The sequence below is a fragment of the Sphingobacterium sp. UBA7625 genome (assembly GCF_002484085.1).
In the GTDB taxonomy this organism is placed as follows: domain Bacteria; phylum Bacteroidota; class Bacteroidia; order Sphingobacteriales; family Sphingobacteriaceae; genus Sphingobacterium; species Sphingobacterium athyrii.
The window spans coordinates 631,875-657,297 of sequence record NZ_DLJD01000051.1; the positions used below are offsets into that span (position 1 = coordinate 631,875).

The 25,423-nt window shown below is 41.0% G+C and carries 13 protein-coding genes; all 13 read left to right on the forward strand.

Going from position 1 to position 25,423, the window contains the following annotated elements:
- Positions 1-15: 15 nt before the first annotated feature.
- A complete protein-coding gene (locus tag B4G94_RS22520) occupies positions 16-3,603 on the forward strand; it encodes a DUF4450 domain-containing protein (RefSeq protein ID WP_286862125.1) in 3,588 nt (1,195 codons plus the stop codon).
- 32 nt (positions 3,604-3,635) lie between these two features.
- Positions 3,636-5,792: a hypothetical protein gene (locus B4G94_RS22525; RefSeq protein WP_286862127.1), complete on the forward strand. Its 2,157-nt coding sequence runs from the start codon at positions 3,636-3,638 to the stop codon at positions 5,790-5,792.
- A 3-nt stretch (positions 5,793-5,795) separates the two neighbouring features.
- Complete coding sequence (locus B4G94_RS22530) at positions 5,796-6,929, forward strand: glycoside hydrolase family 88 protein (protein ID WP_286862128.1); 1,134 nt, start codon at positions 5,796-5,798, stop codon at positions 6,927-6,929.
- Between the two features lie 215 nt (positions 6,930-7,144).
- Positions 7,145-8,596, forward strand: coding sequence for a hypothetical protein (locus B4G94_RS22535; protein WP_286862129.1), 1,452 nt, complete (start codon positions 7,145-7,147; stop codon positions 8,594-8,596).
- 77 nt (positions 8,597-8,673) lie between these two features.
- Positions 8,674-10,872 carry a fasciclin domain-containing protein gene (locus B4G94_RS22540; protein WP_286862131.1) on the forward strand — a complete coding sequence of 733 codons (2,199 nt, stop codon included), beginning with the start codon at positions 8,674-8,676 and terminating at the stop codon, positions 10,870-10,872.
- Positions 10,873-10,938: 66 nt separating this feature from the next.
- Entirely contained in the window at positions 10,939-13,626 is a 2,688-nt protein-coding gene (locus tag B4G94_RS22545; RefSeq protein ID WP_422663712.1) for a SusC/RagA family TonB-linked outer membrane protein, read from the forward strand.
- Between the two features lie 31 nt (positions 13,627-13,657).
- Positions 13,658-14,155 (forward strand): hypothetical protein, encoded by a 498-nt coding sequence (locus B4G94_RS22550; protein ID WP_286862134.1) that lies wholly within the window; start codon positions 13,658-13,660, stop codon positions 14,153-14,155.
- A gap of 11 nt (positions 14,156-14,166) precedes the next feature.
- The gene (locus B4G94_RS22555) at positions 14,167-15,633 is read left to right on the forward strand and encodes a RagB/SusD family nutrient uptake outer membrane protein (RefSeq protein WP_286862136.1); all 1,467 of its coding nucleotides are present in this window, start codon (positions 14,167-14,169) and stop codon (positions 15,631-15,633) included.
- A 7-nt stretch (positions 15,634-15,640) separates the two neighbouring features.
- A complete protein-coding gene (locus tag B4G94_RS22560) occupies positions 15,641-17,254 on the forward strand; it encodes a fasciclin domain-containing protein (protein WP_286862138.1) in 1,614 nt (537 codons plus the stop codon).
- A 30-nt stretch (positions 17,255-17,284) separates the two neighbouring features.
- On the forward strand, positions 17,285-18,850 hold the full coding sequence (locus tag B4G94_RS22565) for a fasciclin domain-containing protein (protein WP_286862140.1): 1,566 nt from the start codon (positions 17,285-17,287) through the stop codon (positions 18,848-18,850).
- Between the two features lie 4 nt (positions 18,851-18,854).
- A complete protein-coding gene (locus B4G94_RS22570; RefSeq protein WP_286862142.1) occupies positions 18,855-21,974 on the forward strand; it encodes a SusC/RagA family TonB-linked outer membrane protein in 3,120 nt (1,039 codons plus the stop codon).
- 7 nt (positions 21,975-21,981) lie between these two features.
- Positions 21,982-23,610, forward strand: coding sequence for a RagB/SusD family nutrient uptake outer membrane protein (locus B4G94_RS22575; protein ID WP_286862143.1), 1,629 nt, complete (start codon positions 21,982-21,984; stop codon positions 23,608-23,610).
- 585 nt (positions 23,611-24,195) lie between these two features.
- Complete coding sequence (locus B4G94_RS22580; protein WP_286862144.1) at positions 24,196-25,353, forward strand: glycoside hydrolase family 88/105 protein; 1,158 nt, start codon at positions 24,196-24,198, stop codon at positions 25,351-25,353.
- Positions 25,354-25,423: the final 70 nt, after the last annotated feature.

Consider the following 25,423-nt stretch of genomic DNA (forward strand, 5'->3'; position numbering starts at 1 on the left):
GAAATAATTATTGATATGACACGAAGGAGCTTGATTCTTTTCTGTTTTTTAGCCGGTATTGTATTACAGGAGACAGCTGCCCAATCTAAACATTGGCAACATAACGACCGTGTATTGCATTATACGGAAGATCAAGGAGATTTCCTGCTGGTCAATGGACGATATCGATTTAATCGCGCGCTTTATGGTAATAACTTGGCATCCCGTGTTGAAGCTGGCGATTTACCTGAATTTGCACTCTATATGCCAGGGATGGCAGGAAATCTGCAATTTGTCCTAGGCAATAAACAAATACGTAAAAAATTAATCAATGCCGATCATATTGAGACAAGATATCGGCCCGGAGCCATGCATTATCGTATCAAAGATGCTCTACTGGGGAAAGGCCATATCGATATCGTTGTCATGGCGCAGGCTGATGCCGAAGGAATGATCGTAAAACTACAGGGCATAGACATTGGACCCGAAGCACGGCTCTATGCTGTTTATGGTGGTGCCAGCGGAAAAACCTTTAGCAGGAATGGAGACATCGGAGCAGACCCAGAATCTGGATTTTACCTTCTTCCTGCCTATTGTGAAAATAATCGCTATACACTGGAGAAAAATCGTTTTGAATTGAGTTATCAAAATAAGAAAAATGAACCGCAGTTTATTCAGGGAAGCTTTTCTGGACTATCAACACTGCGGATGTCAGATGCTACGGTTTTGGACGATCTATCGAATTTGACCAAGTCGGAGAATAAGGGCAGCCCTATTCTTGTTGGGGAATTTAATTTAGCTAAAAAGCCATGTTATATTCAAATCTCAAAGGGTAGGCTTTCTGCTGAGAAATTTTCTGAAAATTCCTTGGTAAAGGCCTTTGAACAAGCAGAGCAAAAAAGGGTTTCCTTGGCCAGTCGTGTTAAAATAAACACGCCGGATCGATACATCAATAATTTAGGGGCGGCGCTCGCGGTAGCTGCCGACGGTATTTGGGAATCGCCTACTTTTTTGCATGGTGCAGTGGCATGGCGCATGCGTTTGAATGCATGGCGAGGAGCTTATATCGCAGATGCATTGGGCTGGCATGACCGAGCGAAAGAGCATTTTTCGAGTTACGCCAAATCGCAGGTGATTGAACCTAGTGCGGGTCCAATTGTGATGGATACCACCCTACACTTGGCACGGCATCTGGAAAAGATGGGAACATCGATGTTTTCCAGTGGCTATATTTCTAGAAATCCCAATAATAACAAGGTACCGCATCATTACGATATGAATTTGGTCTTTATTGATCAACTGTTGTCACATTTTAATTATACGGGGGATGTTGCTTATATCAAAGAAATGTGGCCAACACTGACCCGGCATCTCCATTGGGAAAAGCGCAATTTTGATCGGGACAATGATGGCTTATATGATGCTTATTGTGCGATTTGGGCCAGTGACGGATTACAATATTCTGGAGGGGGTGTCACGCATACGACTTCCTATATGTATCGGGCTAATCAAATGATGGTCAAACTAGCACAGCTAATAGGGGCAGATGCTACACCCTATCAACAAGAAGCCGATAGGATTAAAAAGGCGCTAAAAGACCGACTTTGGTTGAAAGAAAAGGGATATTTTGCGGAGTTTCAAGATGCGTTGGGAAATAAACTGGTACACGAAAACCCAGGATTATGGACCATTTACCATGCCGCGGACGCCGCTATGCTGGATGATTTTGAAAGCTACCAAAACCTTCAATATGTAACCAATTATTTGCCAAAGATTCCTATTCGTGTCAAAGGACAGGAACAGCATGACCTGTATACATTGCCCACGACGACATGGCAGCCCTATACTTGGTCAATCAATAATGTTGCTTTGGCTGAGAATCTGCAAACGGCACTAGCCTACTGGCAAGCTGGTCGGGCGGAGGATGCCTACCAACTCTGGAAAAGCAACCTCATGGAAAGCATGTACCATGGGATCAGTCCAGCCAATTTTCAGCAGCTCTCACATTATGATGCATTTCGGGGTGAATTGTACCGTGATTTTGCTGATCCTATTGGTGTTGCATCCCGCACCTTAGTTGAAGGATTATTTGGCGTGCATCCACGTCTATTGGATAAACAGTTGTTTATAAAACCAGGTTTTCCAGCGACATGGGATTTTGCACAGATCGAACTGCCTGAATGGAGTTACGCCTATAAAAAAGAGAAGGCAGCCCTTACATTTCAAATTAAGACGCATTACGCGATGCCTGTAAAACTTAACTTGGAGATCCCCATAGATTTTACACAAGTGCGTGCTGTTAAAGTCAATGGAAAGGAGGTCAAATGGTCGCTAAAATCTTCCGCTATTAATAAGCCCTATGTTGTCATTGAATCTGAAGCTGATCGGAATTTCGACGTCGCAATATTAGGTGAAGGTAAACTCGAAAAGATGGATACCAAAAATGTGGGGCATGCATTCACCGAACCATGGTCATTCCCCTTAACGACGCATACAACATTATTGGATTGTTATGACCCACAGGGGATGATCCAAAAGCGAGCGGATGACAAATTCTCTTTTGTCCAGCAAGAGCGTGTAGGAACTTTCTTTGTGAAGCTCCAGCAAGATGATATGGTTTGGTGGCAAGCGGTCGATATGCGTTTATTACCGCCGTTAAAAGCAACAATTGTAAAAAAACAGGCGAATTATGAGCTAGTCGTGGAAAACCGTTCAGGTCAGCCGCAATACCTAAAGATTGAGCATAGCAATTTTCAGACGACCTTAAACTTAAAATCCAAAGAGATAAAAGAACTTGCGCTTCCCATCACTATCTTTTCGAAAGGAACAAATAGTCTTTATCTGAACGGGGAAAATTATCGTCAAAAGATCGATTATGTGGATTGGACTATACATGATAACCCAAGTTTTCAGAAACAAAACTTATCAAACTATTACAATGCACGTTTGACGGACATCTTTCAACAGCAATATCTTTTGCCGAGGCCAGAAGGTCCTACCCTGCAGCTCCCTTGGCAAGGAATAGGCAACTGGTGTTATCCGTTGACTATGGCGAATATCGATGATTCAGGAATCATGGAACGAAACAAGCAGGATAGTTTAAAATACTTAGGTATACCGTTCAAGATAAACAGTGATACCAAAAACGTGGTCTTTGTCAGCCAATGGGACAACTATCCAACAAGTGTCACGATACCTTTGGAAGGTCAGGCCAACAAAATGTATCTTCTGGTCGCCGGTTCTACAAATCCCATGCAATCCCAATTTGTAAACGCTAAGATTAAGGTCAATTACAAAGATGGAACTTCCGATACGCTTGATCTGGTCAACCCCATCAATTGGTGGCCGATAGAACAAGACTATCTGGATGATAACTATGCCTTTGAAATCCCGGATGAGCGAGTTCCTTATCGAATCAGTTTGCAATCAGGAGCACTTTATAAAGGGGGAAGCTGGCACCACTATACCGATATCAAAGGGTATAGCAACCGTGCCATTGAGGGGGGAGCTGCCACCTTATTGGATCTACCCCTAAATGTGAAAAAGACGCTGCAATCGATAGAGCTGATAGCCGTGGCAAATGATGCGGTCATTGGTCTGATAAGCCTCACTTTGATGCGGTAGATGAAATCAATACTTATAACTAATTTATACGGATGAAAAAGAAATTTTGCGTTATTTTCATAAGCCTTGCAAGCGTATTTTTTCCGATGTTGATCAAAGCACAACAAGGAACAAAAATTAATCGTCAAAGCGTCGTCAAAAGACATAATGTATTTAACCAAACCATGGATACATTAGCCTCGCTCACGGTAGGGAATGGTACCTTCGCCTACACCGTTGATGCTACGGGTATGCAGACATTCCCTGTATACTATAAAAATGGGGTATCATTAGGAACACAATCTGAATGGGGCTGGGACTCATTTCCCAATACAGAAAATTATACATTCGAAGAAACATTGAAGTCCTATGATTTTAACAATGAAGGACGAGATGCGAAGTATAGTATTCAGTTGAAAGAGCCCGAGCGCAACGTCCGGGCGGTAAATTATTTTAGAGAGAGTAAGCATCGTTTACAGCTGGGCAATGTTGGTTTGGAGCTTTATCTGAAAAATGGGCAGCGGGCGACTGTAAAAGATATTGAGGGCATTCGACAAGAATTAGATCTTTGGACGGGTATTATTACGAGTGAGTTTCGTGTTGAGGGTGAGCCAGTTGTTGTGAAAACAGCGTCGCATCAAGGAAGTGATCGGATAGCTGTCCATGTCGTTTCCCCATTGATCGCAGCGCAAAGACTTAAGGTATTTGTACACTATCCTTATCCAAGTGGGAAATTTTTGGATGAAGGTACCCATTATGGTCAAATAGACAGCCATAGCACGTCGATTGTAGCTGAATCGACAAGATCTGCGGTTATCAATCATCAGCTGCAGGGAACAGATTATTTTACGAAACTGGATTATTCCCAAGGAACGATAAAAAATACAGATCCGCACTATTTCGTGTACCAACCAGCAGCGGGACTCCAGGAATTTGATTTTTCATTTGCATTCGCTGCCACAGATAAATTTGATCATGATGGCCATAGCTATGCGGATGCAGCACGTGAAAGTACAGCATCCTGGAAACATTTTTGGGAAAGCGGTGCAGCGGTTGACTTTGCGGGAAGCACAGACCCTCGGGCCAATGAATTAGAAAGGCGGGTAGTGCTTTCCCAATATTTGACAAAAGTCCAATGTGGTGGAAGTAACCCACCACAAGAGACAGGACTCACCTTTAACAGTTGGTATGGTAAGCCGCACACAGAAATGCATTGGTGGCATGCCGTCCATTTCGCACTCTGGGGGCGCCCTGAGATTATGGAAAAAACACTTGACTATTATTTTCGGACTTTTGAAAAAGCCAGAGAACTAGCGAAAAGGCAAGGCTATCAAGGAGTGCGGTGGATTAAGATGTCTGACAACGAAGGCAATGAAAGCCCGTCATCTGTAGCAGCATTTTTAGTTTGGCAGCAGCCACATATTATCTATATGACGGAATTGGCATACAGGGATAAAAAGAACTTGGCTGTCTTAAAGAAATACAAGGATCTGGTTTTCGCAACAGCTGATTTTATGGCTGACTTTGCACATTACGATAAGACTACTGGTCGATATAATGTCGGTAAAGGTGTCATCCCGGCTCAAGAAGTTTTTAAAGCTTCTGAAACAATGAATCCTACTTACGAGGTCGCTTATTGGGATTGGGCACTTCGCATCGCCCAAGAATGGAAGGAACGTCTGGGCGAACCCAGGGTGGCAAAATGGGATCAGGTTATTGAAAAATTGGCTCCCTTACCAATAAAGGATAAAGTATACCTGGCGACTGAAACTGCTCCTGACTCCTATACTTTTGATCGATGGATGACTGATCATCCTGCAGTATTAGGGGCATTGGGAATGGTGCCCGAATCACCTAAGCTAAATAAAGAGGTGATGAAAAATACATTGGATGTCGTTTTGGAGAAATGGCATTGGGAAAAAACTTGGGGATGGGATTTCCCCATGACGGCTATGAATGCTGCTCGTCTGAATCTTCCTAATAAGGCGCTGGATGCATTATTTATGAATATCCAAACCAATACTTACCTCAAAAATGGGCATAATTATCAGGATGGACGCCTTCGGATCTATTTGCCGGGCAATGGAGGGGTATTGACGACCGTGGCGATGATGCTGGAAGGTTGGGATGCATCCACAGGTGATTTACCAGGCTTTCCGAAAGACGGCTCCTGGGTTATAAAAAAAGAAGGATTTAAAAAGATGCCTTAATATATGATGAAGAAAATATTATTACTACTGCTTTTGGGCTGTGGAACAGGAGTGACGATTGCCCAGGATTTACCAGCTAAGTCTACGATCGTCCGTGAGTTGCGTTCTGCTAATGACTATTTTATGAAGAAATGGCCAGATCCGGTCAAAACCATCATTACAAATAAGGAAAGGCCAGCCAATATCTGGACCCGCGGTGTGTACTATGAAGGACTGATGGCATTTTATAAAATCGATAATCAAAAACGCTATTATGATTATGCGGTAGAATGGGCCGAAAAGCATCAGTGGAAACCCGTCCGCGGTGAAGTGTATACGCGACATGCAGACAATCAAAACTGTGGAATGACCTATATTGATTTATATCGTATTGATCCCAAACCTGAACGTTTGGCAGCGATCAAAGCAAATATAGATGCTGTCATTAACAGTGGGCGATATGATGACTGGACCTGGATAGATGCGATCCAAATGGCGATGCCGATCTTTGTCAAACTGGGCGTAACGTTAAACGATACCAAATATTTTGACTATATGTATAAGATGTACAGTCATATTAAATATCAGGAAGGAGGACATGGTCTCTTTAATCCGAAAGATAACCTGTGGTGGCGCGATAAGGATTTTATACCGCCCTATGCCGAACCTAATGGTGAAGACTGTTATTGGGCACGCGGAAATGGCTGGGTCCTCGCAGCTTTGGCTTTGGTGCTTCAGGAACTACCTAAGACAGATACACATTACATGGAATATCTGGATGATTTCCAAAAATTAGCGAAAGCATTGCTCCCCTTGCAAAGAACTGATGGTTTTTGGAATGTAAGTTTGCATGACCCAAATCATTTTGGCGGAAAAGAAACTTCAGGTACGGCATTATTTGTGTATGGAATGACCTGGGGGATAAATAATGGGCATCTAGCAAAAACGGACTTTTTGCCAGCAGTAGCAAAAGGTTGGAATGCAATCTCAAAGGAATCATTACAACCAAATGGTTTTTTAGGGTACGTGCAATCCACAGGAAAAGAGCCGAAGGATGGACAACCGGTCACTGTTGACAAAGTACCGGATTTTGAGGATTATGGGCTTGGTTGCCTTCTCTTGGCAGGCACTGAAATATATAAACTTGCGAAAAAATAGACTCGTGGCTATCCAACTCTTTGGGTAGCCTTGTTTTTTACAAAAGGTTGGTCTACAAACCAAAGGAAAGACAAAGATACCGTGGTGTCTTTTTGACATACAACAGTACAGTGCAGGATGATGAAACCGGTTGCATTGTGTAATATTGTGTAAACCAATATATAACAATTATAAACCCTAAAGCCAGCACTGGTTGGCTTGAAAATCTCATCATTATGAAAAGACAGTGTCTATTTTCTTTTGGCGCTTTGGCTATGATTCTTCTTTCTTGTTCCAAAGATGCACTTGTTTCCAGATTGGAATGGATTGAATGGGCTGAAAATAATGCTACAACTGACGGCGGAAGGCTACTCGCTTTTCCTGGGGCAGAAGGCTTTGGCCGTTTTGCTGCCGGGGCCAGGGGAGCAGCAACACCAAGTGTCTATTTTGTAACAAATCTGGATGACAGCGGTCCAGGCTCGTTTCGCGATGCGGTAAGCAAGCCTGGGCGTTTTGTATTGTTCAATGTATCCGGTATCATTAAATTAAAATCTAATCTAGCCGTTGCCGCAAACACCACCATCGCCGGACATACGGCGCCAGGCGATGGTGTGGTCCTATATGGAAGGAAAGTTTCTTTTTCTGGCTCAAATGGGACGATTGCACGCTTCGTTAGGATCAGGCTCGGCGCAAATGCCGGGGCCGGGAAAAGTGATGATGCATCCGGTATTGCCAACGGAAAAAATATCATGCTCGACCATATGTCTTTTACCTGGGGACTGGATGAGGTGTTCTCCATAAACTGGGATAACAAAGGTAACGAGCCAGATAGTATTACCATCCAGAATTCAATCATTGGGCAGGGGCTACATCGTCATAATCACTCTGCCGGCGGCTTGATACAGACTGGAGGGAAGATATCTATTATCAAATCACTTTATCATAGCAACAAGACCAGAAATCCGAAAGTGAAAGGCATTAATGAATTTGTCAATAATGTAGTTTATAACTTTGGCAATGCCAATACAACCTATCCCGATCATGCCATATCTGCAGATGCTTACATTCTTGGTGGTGAATCCTCCGGAGAGTCTAATGTGACCATCTTAAATAATTATTTTGTGGGCGGTCCGTCAACCCCAAAGACAAAAGGAACCCCATTTTCTAGAGGAAACGTCAACTTTAATCTCTATCAGTCGGGAAATTATTTTGATAATAATCAGAACGGAAAGCTGGACGGAGAATTAATCGAAGCTACAGCGGCCTGGTACCCGGGGCTAGCTGCAGATAATTTTAAAACAGCCGACTTCTACGAGACCTACCCCACCTTGAGGCCCAAAATGAGCGCTAAAAAAGCGTATGCCTACCTGATTGATAATGTCGGTGCCACCTTGCCCCAAAGAGATCAGGTTGATGCTTTTTTAATTCAGGAATTACAGAGCAAAGGCACACTCGGATTTTATACCTATCGCGAGTCGGATCTTCCTTTGGACAATGGCGGGTTGGGCAGATTTGAATCTGCCGATCTACCGATGGATTCGGATGGAGATGGAATACCTGACGAATGGGAAGTAAAGTTAAAGCTTGACACAAATAATAGTGCTGATGCCTTGCAGTCAAGTAAGCATCCTTTGTTCAAGGGCTATTTAAATATTGAAGCTTATTTGATCCTATTAGCCCAAAAATAAGATAGTTTATCTAGCTATAATCAAACCCCAATTATAAACCAATGCCAGTATAACAAATTGGCGTATTTAAATTTTTTATGAAAAGACTATTCATCTATGTTATTGGTGTCTTTTTAGCTTGTATGTATTCCTGTTCTAAGAAGGAACTTGTATCGCATTATGAGAGACCAGATTGGCTGAAAGGCAACGTGTGGGAGGTTTTGCACAACCGGAAAGAATTCTCCATTTTCTTAAGTGGAGTCGAACGTGCAGGTTTTAAAGAAATATTGAATGGCAAGACAATTGTGTCGGTTTTCGCGCCCAACGACCAAGTGTTTTTAAACTATTTGAAAAACAGAAACCTGACCTCGATAGAACAGATTCCTGTCAATGAACTGAAAAAGATTATCGGGTACCATCTTATTTATTATTCCTATGATAAAAATCGACTGATGAACTATCAACCACAAGGGAGCCAAAATGTGCAACCAGCCTTTGCTGGATTGTATTACAAGCATCGTACCAGGAGTCAGGATTCTATCAGTGAAGAAATTGACGTAACAGATGGAAAGTTGAAAAAAGTATATCATAAGGACAGGTTTGTACCGATTCTTTCTACGACACATTTTCAAACGAAAGGAATTGATGCGAAGCAGAATTATGAATATTTTTTTGGACCAGAAAGTTGGACCGGAGAAAATGGTTTCAACGTCTCTAATGCAGGAATTACGGAATATGATATTCCTGCGGATAACGGTTATGTTTATGTGGTCGATCAGGTCATAGCACCATTGCCAACAGTTTATGAGCGATTGGCTCATAGCACAACCTATAAGGATTTTTTGTCCGTTTATGATCGTTTTCGAAATTTTACGTATGATGAACAAGCGAGTTTAAATTATGCGACGGCGGGAGATTCCTTATTTTTAGTTAACTATGGAGCACTGCCTGCAATTGCTTCAGAATGGTCTTATAACGGTGAATCAGGTATTCCAGACTATGCTAATCTTGGAGATCTCTCTTATAAAGCTTTTAATGTATTTGCGCCCAACAATCAAGCGTTGTCCGCTTTTTTTAATCAATACTTTAAACCCTATTCCCCTTCGATAAAAGATGTAGACATGTTGCCTTTGGCCATGATGCTACGAAACCATGTGTACACCGGCAATATTGTCTTCCCTTCAGAGATCGGGAAGAATCCGGATATCAAAACAGTAGATGGAATTCCCATCGTTTTCAATACACAATCGGATGTGGGAGATAAAGCAATCGCCTCCAATGGAACATTTTATGGTTTAAATAAAGTCTTAATTCCCGAAGCTTTTAATAGTGTAACGGGACCGGTGATGGTCAATCCGAAATATAAAATTTTTATGTATATGCTGTATAACTCTGGCATGTATAAAACGTTGTCGAGTAGAGATATACGTTACACGCTGCTGATTCCGTCCGATGAAGAAATTCTAAATACACTTTATGGCGATAGCTATATCTTCTGGAATGAAGGTAGTCCTTTGATCTTTGGAGATGAAGAGGTGCAGATTCAAAATAACGATGGCGTTAAAGTAGCCATGTCGCAACGTCAACAGGAACTGTTTGTTTCCGACCATATTGTGTATGATGATATCACCAATTTGGCGGGTACCAAAGTGTACCGGACCCGAAATCCATATAACTATATATTTACGAAAGATGGAAGCATGTATTCGACAGCTACCTATAATAGCAATGAGGCAGTATCCGTGATGCCAATCGCGGGAAATTGGTATAATGGAAAGAGTTTCGAAGCAGCTCAAACTTTGTTGGGAGAAACGCGAACGATCAAGTTTACGTTGATCGGCGCTGAAGCCAGTAGCAACCCCCTAAATAAATACGCAGAATTCTCGAAGTTATTGGCGAAAGCAGGTATGATTGATGCAGGTAGTTCGCTTTCCTTTCTTTTTGGTAATCGCTTTATACTGTTCGCACCAGACAACGCTACCGTTTTGTCAGGTATCGCAGCAGGTCTCATTCCAACAGATAAAACAGCCCTGACGGAATATCTCAAATCCTATTTTGTTTCTATTGCTGACAATTCTCTTGGCGATTATCCTTTTCCGGGTTTTGGCATCCAAGGAACCTGGAATACGACACGAAGAACAGGTTATAACGTTTATCGGCAGCTTACCTTAGTGGATCAGGGGACAAACTTGCGCCTGAAAGATTCGGATGGGACGAGCATTCCGATCGTAGAATATCTGCCACAAGTATTTAATGATGGGGCTGTCTATCATATTAATAAACTTTTAAAGCCATAGGCATGATTTCATTCGCATTGATTTCATTACCATAAACTAAAATTCATGAAGCTAAATATATTTTTAATGATTACCTGCATTGCTTTTGTGCTACCCGTTTTTGGGCAACGGGCAAAAGTCTTGACAGGTAGTGTTCAAAGTGTGCAAAACGCGCCTTTGGCAGGGGCTTCCGTTTATATCGAAAACAAGGATAATCGGAGTCTGATGGGCGCTTCAACAGATAATTTAGGCCAATTCACCATCGCCGTCCCCTCCGGTGAAGGGCTGACTATTGTCGTTGCCTGTATCGGTTACAAAACAACAAAAATACCATTTAAGGGACAAGGCAGTGTGATCATCAAACTCGTTAAAGATGATCGGGTGATGGACGAAGTAGTGATTACGAAAGAGAAAGCCAATACTAAAAACAATATGGGGATCAGCTACCGTAATCAGGTTTCGGCGACGGAACGCTTTGATATGAAGGAATTGGAAGCTTTACCTTTTGCATCTATTGAAAGCGGGTTACAAGGTAGGCTAGCCAACGTTGATATCGTATCCAGTGCAGATCCTGGAGCAAGAAGTTCAATACGTATTAGGGGTACATCTTCATTGAATGGTAATTCCGAACCGTTGATTGTGGTTGATGGAGTTCCCTATCCAACATCCATAGGCAGTGATTTCAACTTCTCTACTGCAAATGACGAGGATTTTGGCGGTTTGGTCAATATTTCTCCTAACGATATTGAGTCAATTGAGGTGCTGAAGGACGCAGCGGCCACTGCTATTTGGGGATCCAAAGGAGCAAATGGTGTCTTACTCTTTACGACTAAAAAAGGGCGGAAAGGTAAAACCCAATTTGCATTGTCCAGCAAATTGGATGTTAAGCGCGAAGCAGAAACCATTCCTATGTTAAATGGAGGGCAGTATGTTGCGATGGTGCAAGACGCCGTTTGGAATTCAGTGAATGACCTCGGATATAGTGCCGCACTACCCTACCTCAACTTACTCTATAATACTAACGAAATCAAATATGATCCGTCATGGGTTTATTTTAATGAGTATAATCAAAATACCAATTGGCTTGACCAGGTAACCCAGGTGGGACATTTCGAAGATAATTCGCTTTCGATTAGTGGCGGAGGAGATAAAGCTACCTATAGGCTGTCACTCGGCTTCTTAAATGATGTCGGAACAACCAAAGGGACCAAGCTGAATCGTTATAATTCACTGTTGAGCCTCAATTATAAATTTTCCAATAAATTTAATATCAATGCCGACATGTCCTATTCCATTAGCGATCGGAAGAATTTTTGGACGGGTGAAGATGTAAGTACGCCAAGAGGTATGGCAATGACGAAAATGCCAAATATGAGTCCTTACGTCATGGGGGAGGATGGCCAATATACAGATCAATATTTTACGCCTAGGATAAACTTTCAGGGTTCATTTGGAGATAACCAAATGTTCAATCCGGTAGCCATGGTGAATGAATCAATCAATAATACTGTCGGCGAGCAGGCAAGAGTCGTCTTTCGAGGGATCTATAATATTATTCCAGCGCTTCAATATATTGGTACAGTTGGATTTGATACCAGGTCAACGAAAAATCGAAAATATTTGCCGCAGGCTGTTACCGGAGTTATCTGGACCGATCCGTTCTTCAATAGGGGATCGGATATGCTGTCAGATGAGTTATACCTAAACACCGAGAATAAATTTATATTCAATAAAAAGATAAAAGAGCATAGCATTGTTGCTACGGGCTTATTGCAGACAAATGAAGCACGAAAGTTTAGCTATGCCAGTGAGACATCAGGAAACGCATCATCATCTTTAAGTGATCCAACCGCCGGCGGCGCCGTCGTGAATATGGGGTCGGGAAATTCTAAAACACGGAATATCGGTGCGATTTCCAGTTTGCATTACGCATATAAGGATCGTTATATCGTCAGTGGTACATACCGTTGGGAGGCCAACTCCAGTCTCTCGGCACAACATCGCTGGAAAGGGTTTCCCTCAATTGGCGCTGCCTGGCATCTCGGTGACGAAGAATTTATTAAAAAACTAGGTCTTGTCAGTACCGCGAAACTTCGCTTTAGTTGGGGGAAAAGTGGAAATGCCCCTTCGGGCGCTTTCACTTATTTGGGCACGTTTCAGCCGATCACTCCAGGTTATATTGATATGACTGCTGTGGGACCAGTATCCATTCAATTGGATAATCTTAAATGGGAGACGATAACTCAAACTGATTTTGGTGTCGATCTCTCTTTCTTTAAAAATAGACTTCAATTTACGGGTGAGCTATATAATCGGGTTACAACGGACCTCCTACAAAAGGACGTGACATTACCTTCATCCACGGGCTTTGGTAAAATGAGGTATTACAATTCAGGGAAATTAGCCAATAAAGGTTGGGAATTGATTTTCAATGCCGAGGCTATCCGCTCCAAAGATTTTGGTCTCTCCATTAATGCGAATGTATCACGCAATAGAAATGAAGTTATTGTACTTCCAGATAATATGCAATTTGAGAACTACAACTTCGGAAACGGTAAATACGCCCATAAAATTATTGAAGGAAATCCTGTTGGCTCATTTTATGGTTACCATTATCTCGGTGTATATCAGAACGAACAAGATACCTATGCAAAAGATTTAGATGGTCAGGTCATTCATGATTTACAGGGACAGCCCGTATTTATGGTAAATGGCAACAGGCGGGTATTTGCCGGCCNNGGAATACCAGGATATCGACGGGAATGGTGTGATTAATCAATATGACATTGTTTATTTAGGAAATGCAATGCCCTTATTTACAATGGGGGGCGGGATAAACCTGCGTTACAAAGCTTTTGCGCTAAGTACTTTTTTGCACGGTAGATTTGGCCAAAAAGTAGTCAATCAGGTACGGATCAATACGGAGAATATGTATGGTACAGCTAACCAAAGTACTGCAGTACTTGGACGATGGCGCCAGGAGGGAGATGTTACCGATATACCGAGAGCGCTATACGGTGAAGGTTATAATTACCTGGGATCGGACCGCTTTGTAGAAGACGCGTCTTTTGTGAGATTAAAAATGATCTCTTTAAAATATGCGCTTCCTAAAAAAGTAATAGAGCGGTGGGGGTTGACACGGTGTGAAATATTTACCACAGTTCAGGATGTATTTACATGGACCAATTATTCCGGACAAGATCCAGAAGTTTCCCTATCAAGTAATATCTATATGTTAAGCCAGGATAATGCAAGCACGCCCCGTCCAAGACGTTTCGCTTTGGGGGTAAATGTAAATTTTTAAAAAGTAAGCGTATGAAAATAATATATAAAATAATGTTGTTGTGTCTACTCTTGCCAGCAACATCTTGTCAAAAATGGCTTGATCTTAAACCACAGAACGAACAGGTCAGTGATGCTTATTGGACCAATAAGGCTGAAGTCGAAGCCGTATTAGGTGCGGCTTATGTCAAATTGCAAGGCGCTGTTAAAACTATGTTAGTATGGGGTGAAGGTCGGGGAAATACATTGAGCTTAGGAGGCTATGTCGACGTCGATCTCTCACGGTTAAAAAACTTCTCCCTTCTACCGACAAACAGTTATGCAAAATGGGGTGAATTCTATCAAATCATTAATTACGCGAATATGGTGATAAAATATGCGCCTGCTGTGGTAGAAAAAGATCCTTCGTTTAACCAAGCCACGATGGCGTCATTTTTATCTGAAGCTTATTTTCTGAGAGCGCTCAGTTATTTTTATATCGTCAGGAGCTTTGGAGAGGCGCCATTGATCCTAGAACCCTATATGGACGATCAGCAGGCTTACGAATTGCCAAAATCGTCCAAAGCCCAGCTTTTTGAACAAATTATTCAAGATCTAACGGTCGCCGCAACCAATGGCAAGGAGATCTGGCCTACCGTTTGGGAAACCAAAGGGCGCTCGACAAAATGGGCTATACAGGCTTTATTGGCAGACGTCTATCTGTGGTTGGGCAAATACGATGAAGCGATTATTTCATGTAATGCAATATTGCAATCGGGCAAATATGGACTTATACAAGGAACTGTTAATAACAAAAACAACTGGTTCAGTATTTTTAATCCGGGCAATTCCAACGAAGGAATTTTTGAAGTCCAATTTGATTATTCCAAGAACCAAACAAATAAATTGATGGAGATATTCGGGTCAAACTATAATTGGATCATATCCAACTACTGTGTATCTCTTTTTATAGAAAATGCCGAAGATATCCGCGGTGTAGGGGCGTCTTATGAAACGATTGGCTACAAGCTTTGGAAATATTTAGGGGCAGAGGGAAATACAACAATCCCTAGACCCTATAGTGATCAAAACTGGATCATCTACAGGATAGCGGATATTTACCTGATGAAAGCCGAAGCATTAATCATGAAAGGAGAAAGCTACTATCCGCAGGCGGTGGAATTGATAACGGCAATTCGTTCCCGGGCAGCTATATCCAGGCCATTGGAGGCCGGAAGTACTGAATTGGATCTACTGAAAGTCTTAATGGAGGAGCGGGCGCGCGAGTTTGTCGGGGAAGGAAAGCGCTGGTTTGATTTATTACGCGTAGCACAAAGAGATCAATATAAATATAAGGAATATTTGATCGAACAAGTGTTATTGGGGGTATCGGGTGCTTCGACCCCCGTCATTAGATCCTTATTGCTCAATGAAAATGCACACTACTTGCCGATTCATGCCGATGAATTAAAGTATAATAAATTGCTCGTGCAGAACCCGTATTATGAAAACCTAAATTAATGCAAAAATGAAAAAGAATCTTATTCCTCTTTCTAAAATTGTGCTGCTTTTTATTGGATTATTTTCGATCATACTTACCGCGTGTAAGGATGATTTTGAAAATAATACCTATTCGGCCTACGAAGATTTGCCGATGGCTGTATACCTCAAAAATCAACCCGAAAAATATGATTTATGGGTGAAAGTCCTCGAAAAAGCAGATTTATACAATACATTAAATATTAATACCATATATACGCTCTTTGCTCCGGTTAATGAAGGTGTCGAACGATATCTAAAAAAAATGAAGCTGACTTCGGTAGATCAAATGACAAAAGAAGATGCTAATTATTTAGTACGCTATCATCTTATCCCCAATGTTTCAATTGATCTTGGTCAGTTTCAAAGTGGTGCAATATCAGACTTAAATGCTACTGACGATAATCTGTTCGTTGAATTTAAAGAAGGCGGATTGGATCAGATCTATTTGAACGGAGTGTCTAGATTTAATGCTTTTGATGTGAAAGTGATCAATGGTATTATCCATGGTATTGACGATGTCTTGGAACCGTTGACAGCGACTATATTGGATCGCTTGAAGGATGGTAAGTATAGCATATTTTATGGTTTGGCAACAGCGACAGGATATGACGAGCGATTAAATACGGTGTATACCACAGGGACGGATCCGGATGGAAAACCAATTCAACAGCGATTCAGATATACCGCGTTTGCCGTAAGTGACGATGTTTATCTGAAAGAAGGTATCTATACGTTGGCGGAGTTATTAAATAAACTGGGCGCATCGGGTTCGGATCTAAAATCGCCAGAGAATCCTGCCAACCGTTATATGGCTTACCATTTATTAGCGCAACAACGCTCGTTTGCCGACTTAGGAACATTCCCTGCTGGAGCAACGAAAATGAATTTGGAGACAATGGCACAATACGAGTTGATCAAAATTAGTGAAGGTGGGGACGGCTTGGTTATCAATGCGACTGGAGATGCTGGTAGCGCTATTCAGTTCAATGAGATTAATATCCCGTGTAAGAATGGGGTAATCCATGAGGTTGACAGTTGGATGCCAATTTTTGTTCCTGAGCAGGTTAAAGTGGTCTGGGAATTTACAGATTACCCCGATATCGCTGCCAATGTTACACAATACAGAAATCCAAGCTTAGGTGCGCAATACAATAAGACCTTTGTTGCGGCTGATCTAAAGAGCATTCTATGGCAGGCGCAACCAGAGACAAAGTTAAATGTCCTGATTTATCGTAATAACAGGAGTGCGGATGGTGTTTGGTATACTGGAACACTGAATTATGATCATTTACGCGTGGAGTTGGGAGAATCAGGCTGGATTCAGATGCAAAGCCCGACGATTGTAAAAGGAAAATATAAAGTGAAGTTGACATGGCCGAGCACAAAATATGCTTCAAATACAGGTATCTGTGCCTTTGTGTTAGACAACGAAATGATTTATCCGCGATTGGTTATGTCCAATACGAGCTCAGACAAGATCATGTCACAGGATTTAGGAACCGTTGAATTTACTGAAACAACTAACCATACCCTTCGCATATTGTCCCTGGATGGTAAATTGCTGACGTTGGATTATATCCAATTTGAACCGATTAATTGACCGAATTAAATGAGATCTAATTATATACAGATGAAAAATATTGTAGGAATTCTCCTGTTGATGCTGGTTGTGGCAACAGGGTGTAAAAAAAATTGGAATGATCATTATGAGGATCAGGGAACCGTTTCCGATCTAGATTTATTAGCTTATCTGAAAACTCAACCACAATATAGCCTATTCGTCTCTAAGCTGGAAGAATATGGGATTGCAGAAGAGTTGTCACGGGATCAAGAATTAACCATCTGGGCCGTACCTAACGATCAGATGGCAGTCTTGGAAGCATCTACAGAAAATAAAGCTTCGATTCTAAAATATCATATCAATAATCTAAAATATGATAGCGGAAAGCTCAAAGATGGTTTAAAACTAATTACGTTAAATGGAAAGTACCTGATGGTTTCCCGTAAGGATGATCAGCTGCACGTTGGTGACGCAGCGCTAACAAAAGCAAATCAATTTTGTAAAAATGGAGTGGTCCATGAAATTGACCAATTGTTAACCCCTGATGTTAGCATCTATGATTATCTCCGTGGACTTGGAAGCGATTATTCTATCATCAGAGATAGTGTTCTTGCGATGAATGATACTATTTTCGATTTGTCAAATAGTATCCCAATTGGTGTTGACCCTACGGGAAATACGCTATACGATTCTGTATTTACCATTACGAATCCAATTTTTGAAAAGGCAAATATTCGCTCGGAATTTGCAAATGTTACGATGTTTTTACCAAGTAATCAGGTTATTAAAAACTGTTTTGACGACTTAAAACGTCTCTATGATCAATTTGGGAAACAATTTTTGAAAGAAGATTCATTAATCGCCTATAGTTGGATCAAAGAGGCAATTTTTTATAATGAAATCATTGATAATTATGGTACGAAGGATCTCACATCGGCATTTAATCGAGTATGGAAGCCAACAGTGCAACTTGTGGATCCTCAATATAAACGGATGAGCAATGGCCGAATTTTTAATGTTACCAAATTAAAGATTCCCAATAATGTTCATATTCGAATGATAAAACAGTTGTTTCATTATTATGAATATGTGCCTGAGCATGAAAAGCCAGATCTATTTACTTTAGCAAATGTGACTGGTATAGAACCAAAAGATCGGGACAAAGTATCTTTTCCGACATTGGGTATTGAGTTAACCTATAGAACATTATTGCTTAGAGGCAATATCTCAGATAATCTACCCGCTTCTATCGATTTTACCCCGATTATGCTGGAGCGGAAACCAGACGGTTCCACAGGATATAAAGTGGTGGAGGTGCCTCCGGGAGAATATAATCTATATATGGGGTTCTTAGCGAAGAATCATCCCTTTGTCAATATCTATGTGGACGGCAAACTTATCGCTAAATCATTGAATGTAGAACCAGCTACGCCATGGAATTACGATCGTGCCACAAATACCGTACCTGGTACGAAATATAATGGCTGGGGCGGATTGGTTGGCCCTCTTGTTATCGAAGGTGATAAAATCCGATCTTTTAAAATAAAAGTTGAATTCGCCGGATTAGGAAAAGGGACTGTAGAAAATATAGAGCTATATCATTGGGCATTGATCCCAACAGTAAATAATTATTAATCAGATGAAATTTACGGATCTCATGTTTAGAAAAAAGAAACTTATTTGGAAACTGTCCATCACCTTGTCATTCTCCATATTCTGTGTGAATAGCTATGCGCAACATAGTATCCAAGGGAAAGTCGTGAATTCATATGATAAAACTCCGATTGAGGGAGCTGTCATTACCATTTTGAATTCTACACTTACGACCAAGACAAAGGGGGATGGGACGTTTTCGTTAGATAAAATAATTGAAGAAGCACCGGTAATCCGAGTTTGGAGTCCTGGTTTTTTTGAATCAAGAATTGAGCTGTTAGGACGGAGCCAGATTGAAATAACCTTGGTTTCGGAGGGACGGGAACATTATGAAAATGTAGTTTCAGGATCTTTCTCATCGGCCAATTCAAGGATTTTGACAGCTAATGATTACCCTAAAGGCGCGACTACAGTTGAACAAGTACTCACAGGGCAAATTGCAGGTTTGCGTGTTACCAACAAAAGTGGGATGCCCTCAGAAGGTGGTGCGTTAAATTTTAGAGGAATTCGGTCGTTTGAAGCAAACAATAACCCATTAATTGTGGTCGATGAGGTTCCCTTTTTTCCAGATATGGATAATTCTCCGATTATCGGTGGATATTCGCGGAGTATTTTCGCCCCATTTAATCTTCAGGACATAAAAAGTATTCGGTTTTTAAAAGGAGCTGAAACGGCTCGTTATGGATCGTTGGGATCCAATGGCGTGTTAAAATTGGAAACCTCAGCATCAGATGATATGGAAACGGTCATCGAATACCATGGTAATTTTGGTATCAGCCACCAATTCAGAAGGCTCCCGTTATTGAATGATAGTCAGTATAAAAGTTATCTTGGCGCAGTGGGCATGACCAACTACAATGATATGGGGGAACTTTTAACACAATTTCCTTTCCTGAAAGATGATCCGAATTATTATTATAATTATCTGTACAACAATAAAACAGATTGGCAAGATCAGATTTATAGAAATGCTTTTGTGACAGATCACCATTTAATAAGGATCAAAGGAGGAGATGCTATCGCAAAATACGATCTCTCACTCGGCGTATTGAATCAGCAGGGTGTTTTGGATTATACGAGTAACACTCGATATAGCACCCGCTTGAATTCAACCATCGCTTTAGGACAAAAATTCGATTTGAATGCGATGATGGCGTTGACCTATAGTACCGGAAGATTGCAGGAACAGGGTATGCTAAAAGCGACTAATCCCATGCTGGCTGCGATGTATAGAGCACCTATTCTTAGTCCCTATACAAAAGATAAAGACAATAACGTATTGAACGATTTGGATGGTGTTCGGCAATTTGGCGTATCGAATCCGATAGCTCTTTTGCAAACCGGCGATTTTACATCAGATATCTACGATGTTTTTGCACAGGCTAATTTACGTTATAGCGCTACAAAAAGTCTCCAATTTAATGCCTTGCTCGGATTCTATACAAATTATAGCAGACAGACAACCTTTGTACCGGGACTGTCCAGCGGAACTATTGTGCCTTTGGAAAATGGCATGGCCTTAAATACTGCGCGGTCTGGTGCGGGCAAATCGTCTAATATCTCATGGAATTTTTATGGAAGTTATTCCAGGCAGTATGGCAAGGATCAATGGGAAGCAGGTGCCGGTATACAGGGACTTCTGAACAGCCAGGAATACGATGCTGGTGCGGGGAGGAATACGAGTTCCGATTTTTACCGCACACTGAATTACATAAGTAACGCTGGACGTAAGTTTTGGGGATACGATGAAGACTGGAATTGGATGAATATGTATGGTTTCCTTAATTACAATTGGCGTAGCTTGTTGAAATTAGATGTCAATCTTAGTGTTGATGGCACTTCAGTTACAGGCTCAAATGTCGGAAGGTTTGAGTTTTTCCCAGCTGCGGACTTATCCATTTTGCTATCTAACATGTCTTTTCTCAAGGAACGTGAATCGCTTAATAAGCTAATTTTGAAATTCGGTTATGCAAAAACCGGAAATAGCCGTTTTTCATCGAAGATTGGACAATCGTATTACAGCAGTCAATTATATCGACAACTTGCTGGAATTGTCGTTGGGAATATTCCCAACAATAAAATTAGATGGGAAGATAATCAAAACCTGCAGGGCAATCTGATCTTTTCTGGATTCAACCAACGTTTAAACGTGAATACAGGTTATTATTACAACAGAGCTAGCCATCTTTTGAATGCGTTTTCAGTATCGCCGATAGCTGGGATCGATAAGATATTCTTAAATGGCGGACAAATCGACAATCATGGTTTGGAAGTAGACGTGAATTTCGCTTTTGTTGATAAAAAAGACTGGTCCTTTACGCTTGGCGGTAACCTATCCACATTAAACAGCACGGTGAAGAAACTTTTGAGCGTAGACCCTATATTGTTACAGCAGGAAGATGATATTGTTCGCATTCATCAAGTAGGACAGTCTCCCTTTTCTTTCTATGGCTATCAATCAAATGGAGTTATAGCTAGCGCTAAAGAGGCCGAGCAATTGAATTTATACGATTATAAAAATAGAATGTTTTCTGCAGGAGATATTCAGTTTGAGGATATCAATAATGATGGTATTATAGATTCTGAGGATCGGATGGATTTAGGGAATAGTTTACCCAAATTATTTGGAGGTGCCTATTTCTCATTACGTTACAAGAAGTTTCAATTGCAGGGCCTGATGAGTTTTACAAAAGGAAATAAAGCTTACAATGCCGTGCGAAGAAGCCTCGAAGACCTGTCCAGTTATAACAATCAATCCATTGCAGCATTGCGCCGTTGGCAAACGGATGGCCAGCAAACGGATGTGCCACAGGCTCAATATGGAGATCCGATGGAGAATGCACGATTTTCCAACCGCTGGATTGAAGATGCTTCTTATATGCGGTTAGAGAACCTGTCGTTGTCTTATAGGTTTGGAAATCATAGACTTAAAATTCTTTCCAATTCGGAATGGTATATCACTGCTGAAAATCTATTTACCTGGAGCAAATACTTAGGTCTAGATCCTGTAACGGCTTACAGCAATAATATGAGTTATACAGGTGCTGACTATGGGAAAATTCCATTACCTCGAACTTTTAAATTAGGTGTCAATATTAAACTCTAGAAAACGTATGAAAAGTTATCATATTCATTATGGCATAGCTGTGCTGTGCTTGTTTTTTACCAGTTGTTCCAAATACTTTGAAGTTAATACCAATGATATTTTGACGGATAAGGAATATGGAAAGGAAACAAACGAATTATATTCGGGATATATGGGCGTTGCCGCAAAAATGCAGGCATTAGCTGATCAAACGGTATTCTTAAGCGAACTGCGTACAGATCTCCTTGAACCCACCGCAAATGCACCGCAAGATTTGTGGGATCTGTATAATTATAGAGAGAAAAAAGGAAATACCTTTGCCAATCCCCGGACTTATTATGATTTGATTGTAAATGCCAATGCTTATTTAGAAAAGATTATGGCATATCGCAAAGCGAATCCAAAGGCGCTGGAAGATGAACATTATAGGGCATTGATTTCTGGAACTATTCGTTTTAAGGTATGGACCTATCTCACGCTAGGAAAACTGTATGGTAAAGTCGCCTATTTTGATGACCCTAAGATTAACCTGGATAATGTTGCCACAATTCCCGTGATCTCCTTGAATGAATTGTTGCCTAAACTAGTTTCATTAATGGAAGCAGGACTAGATGGCGTTGATGGTAAGTATGTTGCGAACTGGGGAAATATTTTGTTCCCCGGTGTCAATACCAATCAACAGGATCTCACATGGAATATGATCTGTCCATCACCAGAACCGTTGTTAATGGAACTCTATCTATGGACAAAGCAGTATGCAAAAGTGGTCGATATCGGTATCCGCTTTATTTATGACAATGGAAGTAATAAGTTTAAGGTGAGTAATGACGATTATAACGGCGAGTGGGTTCAGGTATTTACACGGGATCCAATCACGCGGACAAGAGTATTAATTAATATTGTTCCTTATGATTTCGAAAGAAATCAGACGAATCGTATGATCCAGTTTTTTTCAAATCTTACACCTTCAGTTTATTATTTAAAACCCACGGAGGTAGCGATGAAGAGATACCAGGAGCAAATTAGGTATGACGGTCATACACTGGGCGACCAATATCGAGGCGAGAATTACACCTATTATTTACAGAATGGAGATTGGGTCATTCGCAAGTTCTCCAGAGATCGGGAAAGTGCATCAGAAATATATAAAAATAACGTGCATATTGTAATATATAGAGATGCTGACGTACATTTTTTTATGATTGAGGCCTTAAATAATTTAGGCCTATTTGACCAGGCGGAAGCGTTACTGAACGATGGCGTAGAGTTGTACCTTTCGCGAAATGCGGGCAATTTAAAGTACCCTTTTGATGATGCGGTGATGAATGTTAGCCTTGCCAGAAATTGGGGCATCAGGCGTCGGGTCAATCTTGCCCCTGTTTATCCTGAGGGTTTAAGCAAGGACGACTTGTCAACGGTCGAGAAAATGGATGCTTATAAAAAAGCGTTGGATAAATTGATTGTTAAAGAAACGTTGATGGAAAGTGCTGGTGAAGCAAAGGCATATTTTGCCCTAATGCGGATTGCCGATCGATGGAACGAGCCAGCAATTCTAGCCGATGTAATTGCGCAAAAATACGCTGCTGGACAAGCGAATCAGATTCATCAATATTTGCTGGACAGAAAAAATTGGTTTGTTCAATATCCCTTAGAGTAAACTTAAATTATATTGTAAATAGTTGATTTATTGATGGTTTAAATAGAGGTGTGCCTTTTTTCTTATTAGAGATGCTTCCTAAAGAGGTAAATCGCCGAGTAAATGATTGATTTCCCACTATGGAATCAGTTTTTTGACGGGTGTGTTAACGATTTTTCCGTGTGGAAAAATGAGCATTTCCTCTGTAGATCTTCTGCAAACGTCCGTCGAAATGAAAAAGTCCGGTGACTGTTCTGTTTAGTCGCCGGACTTTTTCATTTTTCCGCCTGTCAAAACGAAGAAGTCCAGTGACTAACTGATTCTTTCATGTGACTCGTTGAACATTCCACGTGACAGAATAGACCAAACGTTGTTCTGAAAGGTATTTTCATGTGGGGGAAACAACATTTTACTGCGCGAAATCGTCGAGTAAGGGCGCGGAATCAAGACAGTTCAGGACGGCTTCTATTTCTTTTCGTCGTACTTTTAGGATTGCCAATTTCTGTATACGTTTAATATTCATTCTTAAAGTATATCCAAAACGTTCAATGCATATCGATATCTAATTGGTCAATAAATCGGTGTTAAAAATAAAGGATTACATATATGTTATTTAAAAAGATCGTTCTTTTCCTACAGTTGCTAGTCAGTATATTAACTTTGACAGCACAATCGATGTATCAACAGTTTGCGGATTCGGAGATGAAACGTTTCCCTGAGGCTTGGCAATTGGATCATGGTAAACGACTATATTTCGGGTATTCCCAAGGTTTAGGTTGTCTTGCCATGCTAAAAGTTGCCGAAAAGACAGGAGAAGCAAAATACTTCAACTACGTAGAAAAGTGGGCGGATGCCCTTATCAATGAAAAGGGAGAAATTCATCTATACGAGCTCAGTGCCTATAATGTGGATTTTGTGAATTCCGGAAAAATACTCTTTGAACTTTATGAAAAAACTAAGAAAGAAAAATATCGTCTGGCTATTGAAACATTGGTTCACCAACTAAAATATCAACCTACAACACTCGAAGGCGGCTATTGGCACAAATTAATTTACCCCCATCAGATCTGGTTGGATGGCGTTTATATGACCGGGCCTTTTCTCGCTAAATATGCAAAGCTGAGCAAGGATGACCAATATTATGACAAGGCTATCGATGAGATTTTAATTACAGCTAAACATACATTGGATCCTAGGACGGGATTGTATTATCACGCTTGGGACGAAAGTAAAAAGCAAGCTTGGGCAAATCCCCAAACGGGACAATCGCCCAATTTTTGGGGCAGAAGTATTGGCTGGTATTTTATGGCTGTCATTGATGTATTGGATGAATTGCCGTTGGATTATCCCAGAAGAGATAAATTGATTCAATTGGCTCAATCGTTAGCTAATACCCTTGCCAACTATCAAGATGATGAAGGCCTGTGGTGGCAAGTAATTGACCAGCCCAAAAGAAAAGGTAATTATCAGGAAGCGTCGGTCAATAGTATGTTTCTATATGCCTATTCAAAAGGCATCAATAAAAAACACCTTTCAGAAAGCTACATGGCCTTGGTAAACAAATTATATCAGGGTATTCAAAAAAAGCTGTTAAAGCAAGAAAATGGATCGTGGACATTGATGCAGTGTAATGCTGTCGCTGGTCTGGGAGGCAATCCTTACAGGGACGGCAGTTATGATTATTACGTTGGTGAGCGGATTCGTGAAAATGATACAAAAGCAACTGGACCTTTTATTATGGGATGCATAGAAGCGGGCTTCTGAGGCAAATTGTTTTTGGGAGTTTTGTTTAAATATTTATAAACAAATCGTTAATTTTATAAATATTAAAATC

Excerpts from the sequence above, each read along its gene's own strand:
- B4G94_RS22520 (WP_286862125.1), top strand. The coding sequence starts at position 16 with ATGACACGAAGGAGCTTGATTCTTTTCTGTTTTTTAGCCGGTATTGTA.
- B4G94_RS22525 (WP_286862127.1), top strand. The coding sequence starts at position 3,636 with ATGAAAAAGAAATTTTGCGTTATTTTCATAAGCCTTGCAAGCGTATTT.
- B4G94_RS22530 (WP_286862128.1), top strand. The coding sequence starts at position 5,796 with ATGATGAAGAAAATATTATTACTACTGCTTTTGGGCTGTGGAACAGGA.
- B4G94_RS22535 (WP_286862129.1), top strand. The coding sequence starts at position 7,145 with ATGAAAAGACAGTGTCTATTTTCTTTTGGCGCTTTGGCTATGATTCTT.
- B4G94_RS22540 (WP_286862131.1), top strand. The coding sequence starts at position 8,674 with ATGAAAAGACTATTCATCTATGTTATTGGTGTCTTTTTAGCTTGTATG.
- B4G94_RS22550 (WP_286862134.1), top strand. The coding sequence starts at position 13,658 with ATGCCCTTATTTACAATGGGGGGCGGGATAAACCTGCGTTACAAAGCT.
- B4G94_RS22555 (WP_286862136.1), top strand. The coding sequence starts at position 14,167 with ATGAAAATAATATATAAAATAATGTTGTTGTGTCTACTCTTGCCAGCA.
- B4G94_RS22560 (WP_286862138.1), top strand. The coding sequence starts at position 15,641 with ATGAAAAAGAATCTTATTCCTCTTTCTAAAATTGTGCTGCTTTTTATT.
- B4G94_RS22565 (WP_286862140.1), top strand. The coding sequence starts at position 17,285 with ATGAAAAATATTGTAGGAATTCTCCTGTTGATGCTGGTTGTGGCAACA.
- B4G94_RS22570 (WP_286862142.1), top strand. The coding sequence starts at position 18,855 with ATGAAATTTACGGATCTCATGTTTAGAAAAAAGAAACTTATTTGGAAA.
- B4G94_RS22575 (WP_286862143.1), top strand. The coding sequence starts at position 21,982 with ATGAAAAGTTATCATATTCATTATGGCATAGCTGTGCTGTGCTTGTTT.
- B4G94_RS22580 (WP_286862144.1), top strand. The coding sequence starts at position 24,196 with ATGTTATTTAAAAAGATCGTTCTTTTCCTACAGTTGCTAGTCAGTATA.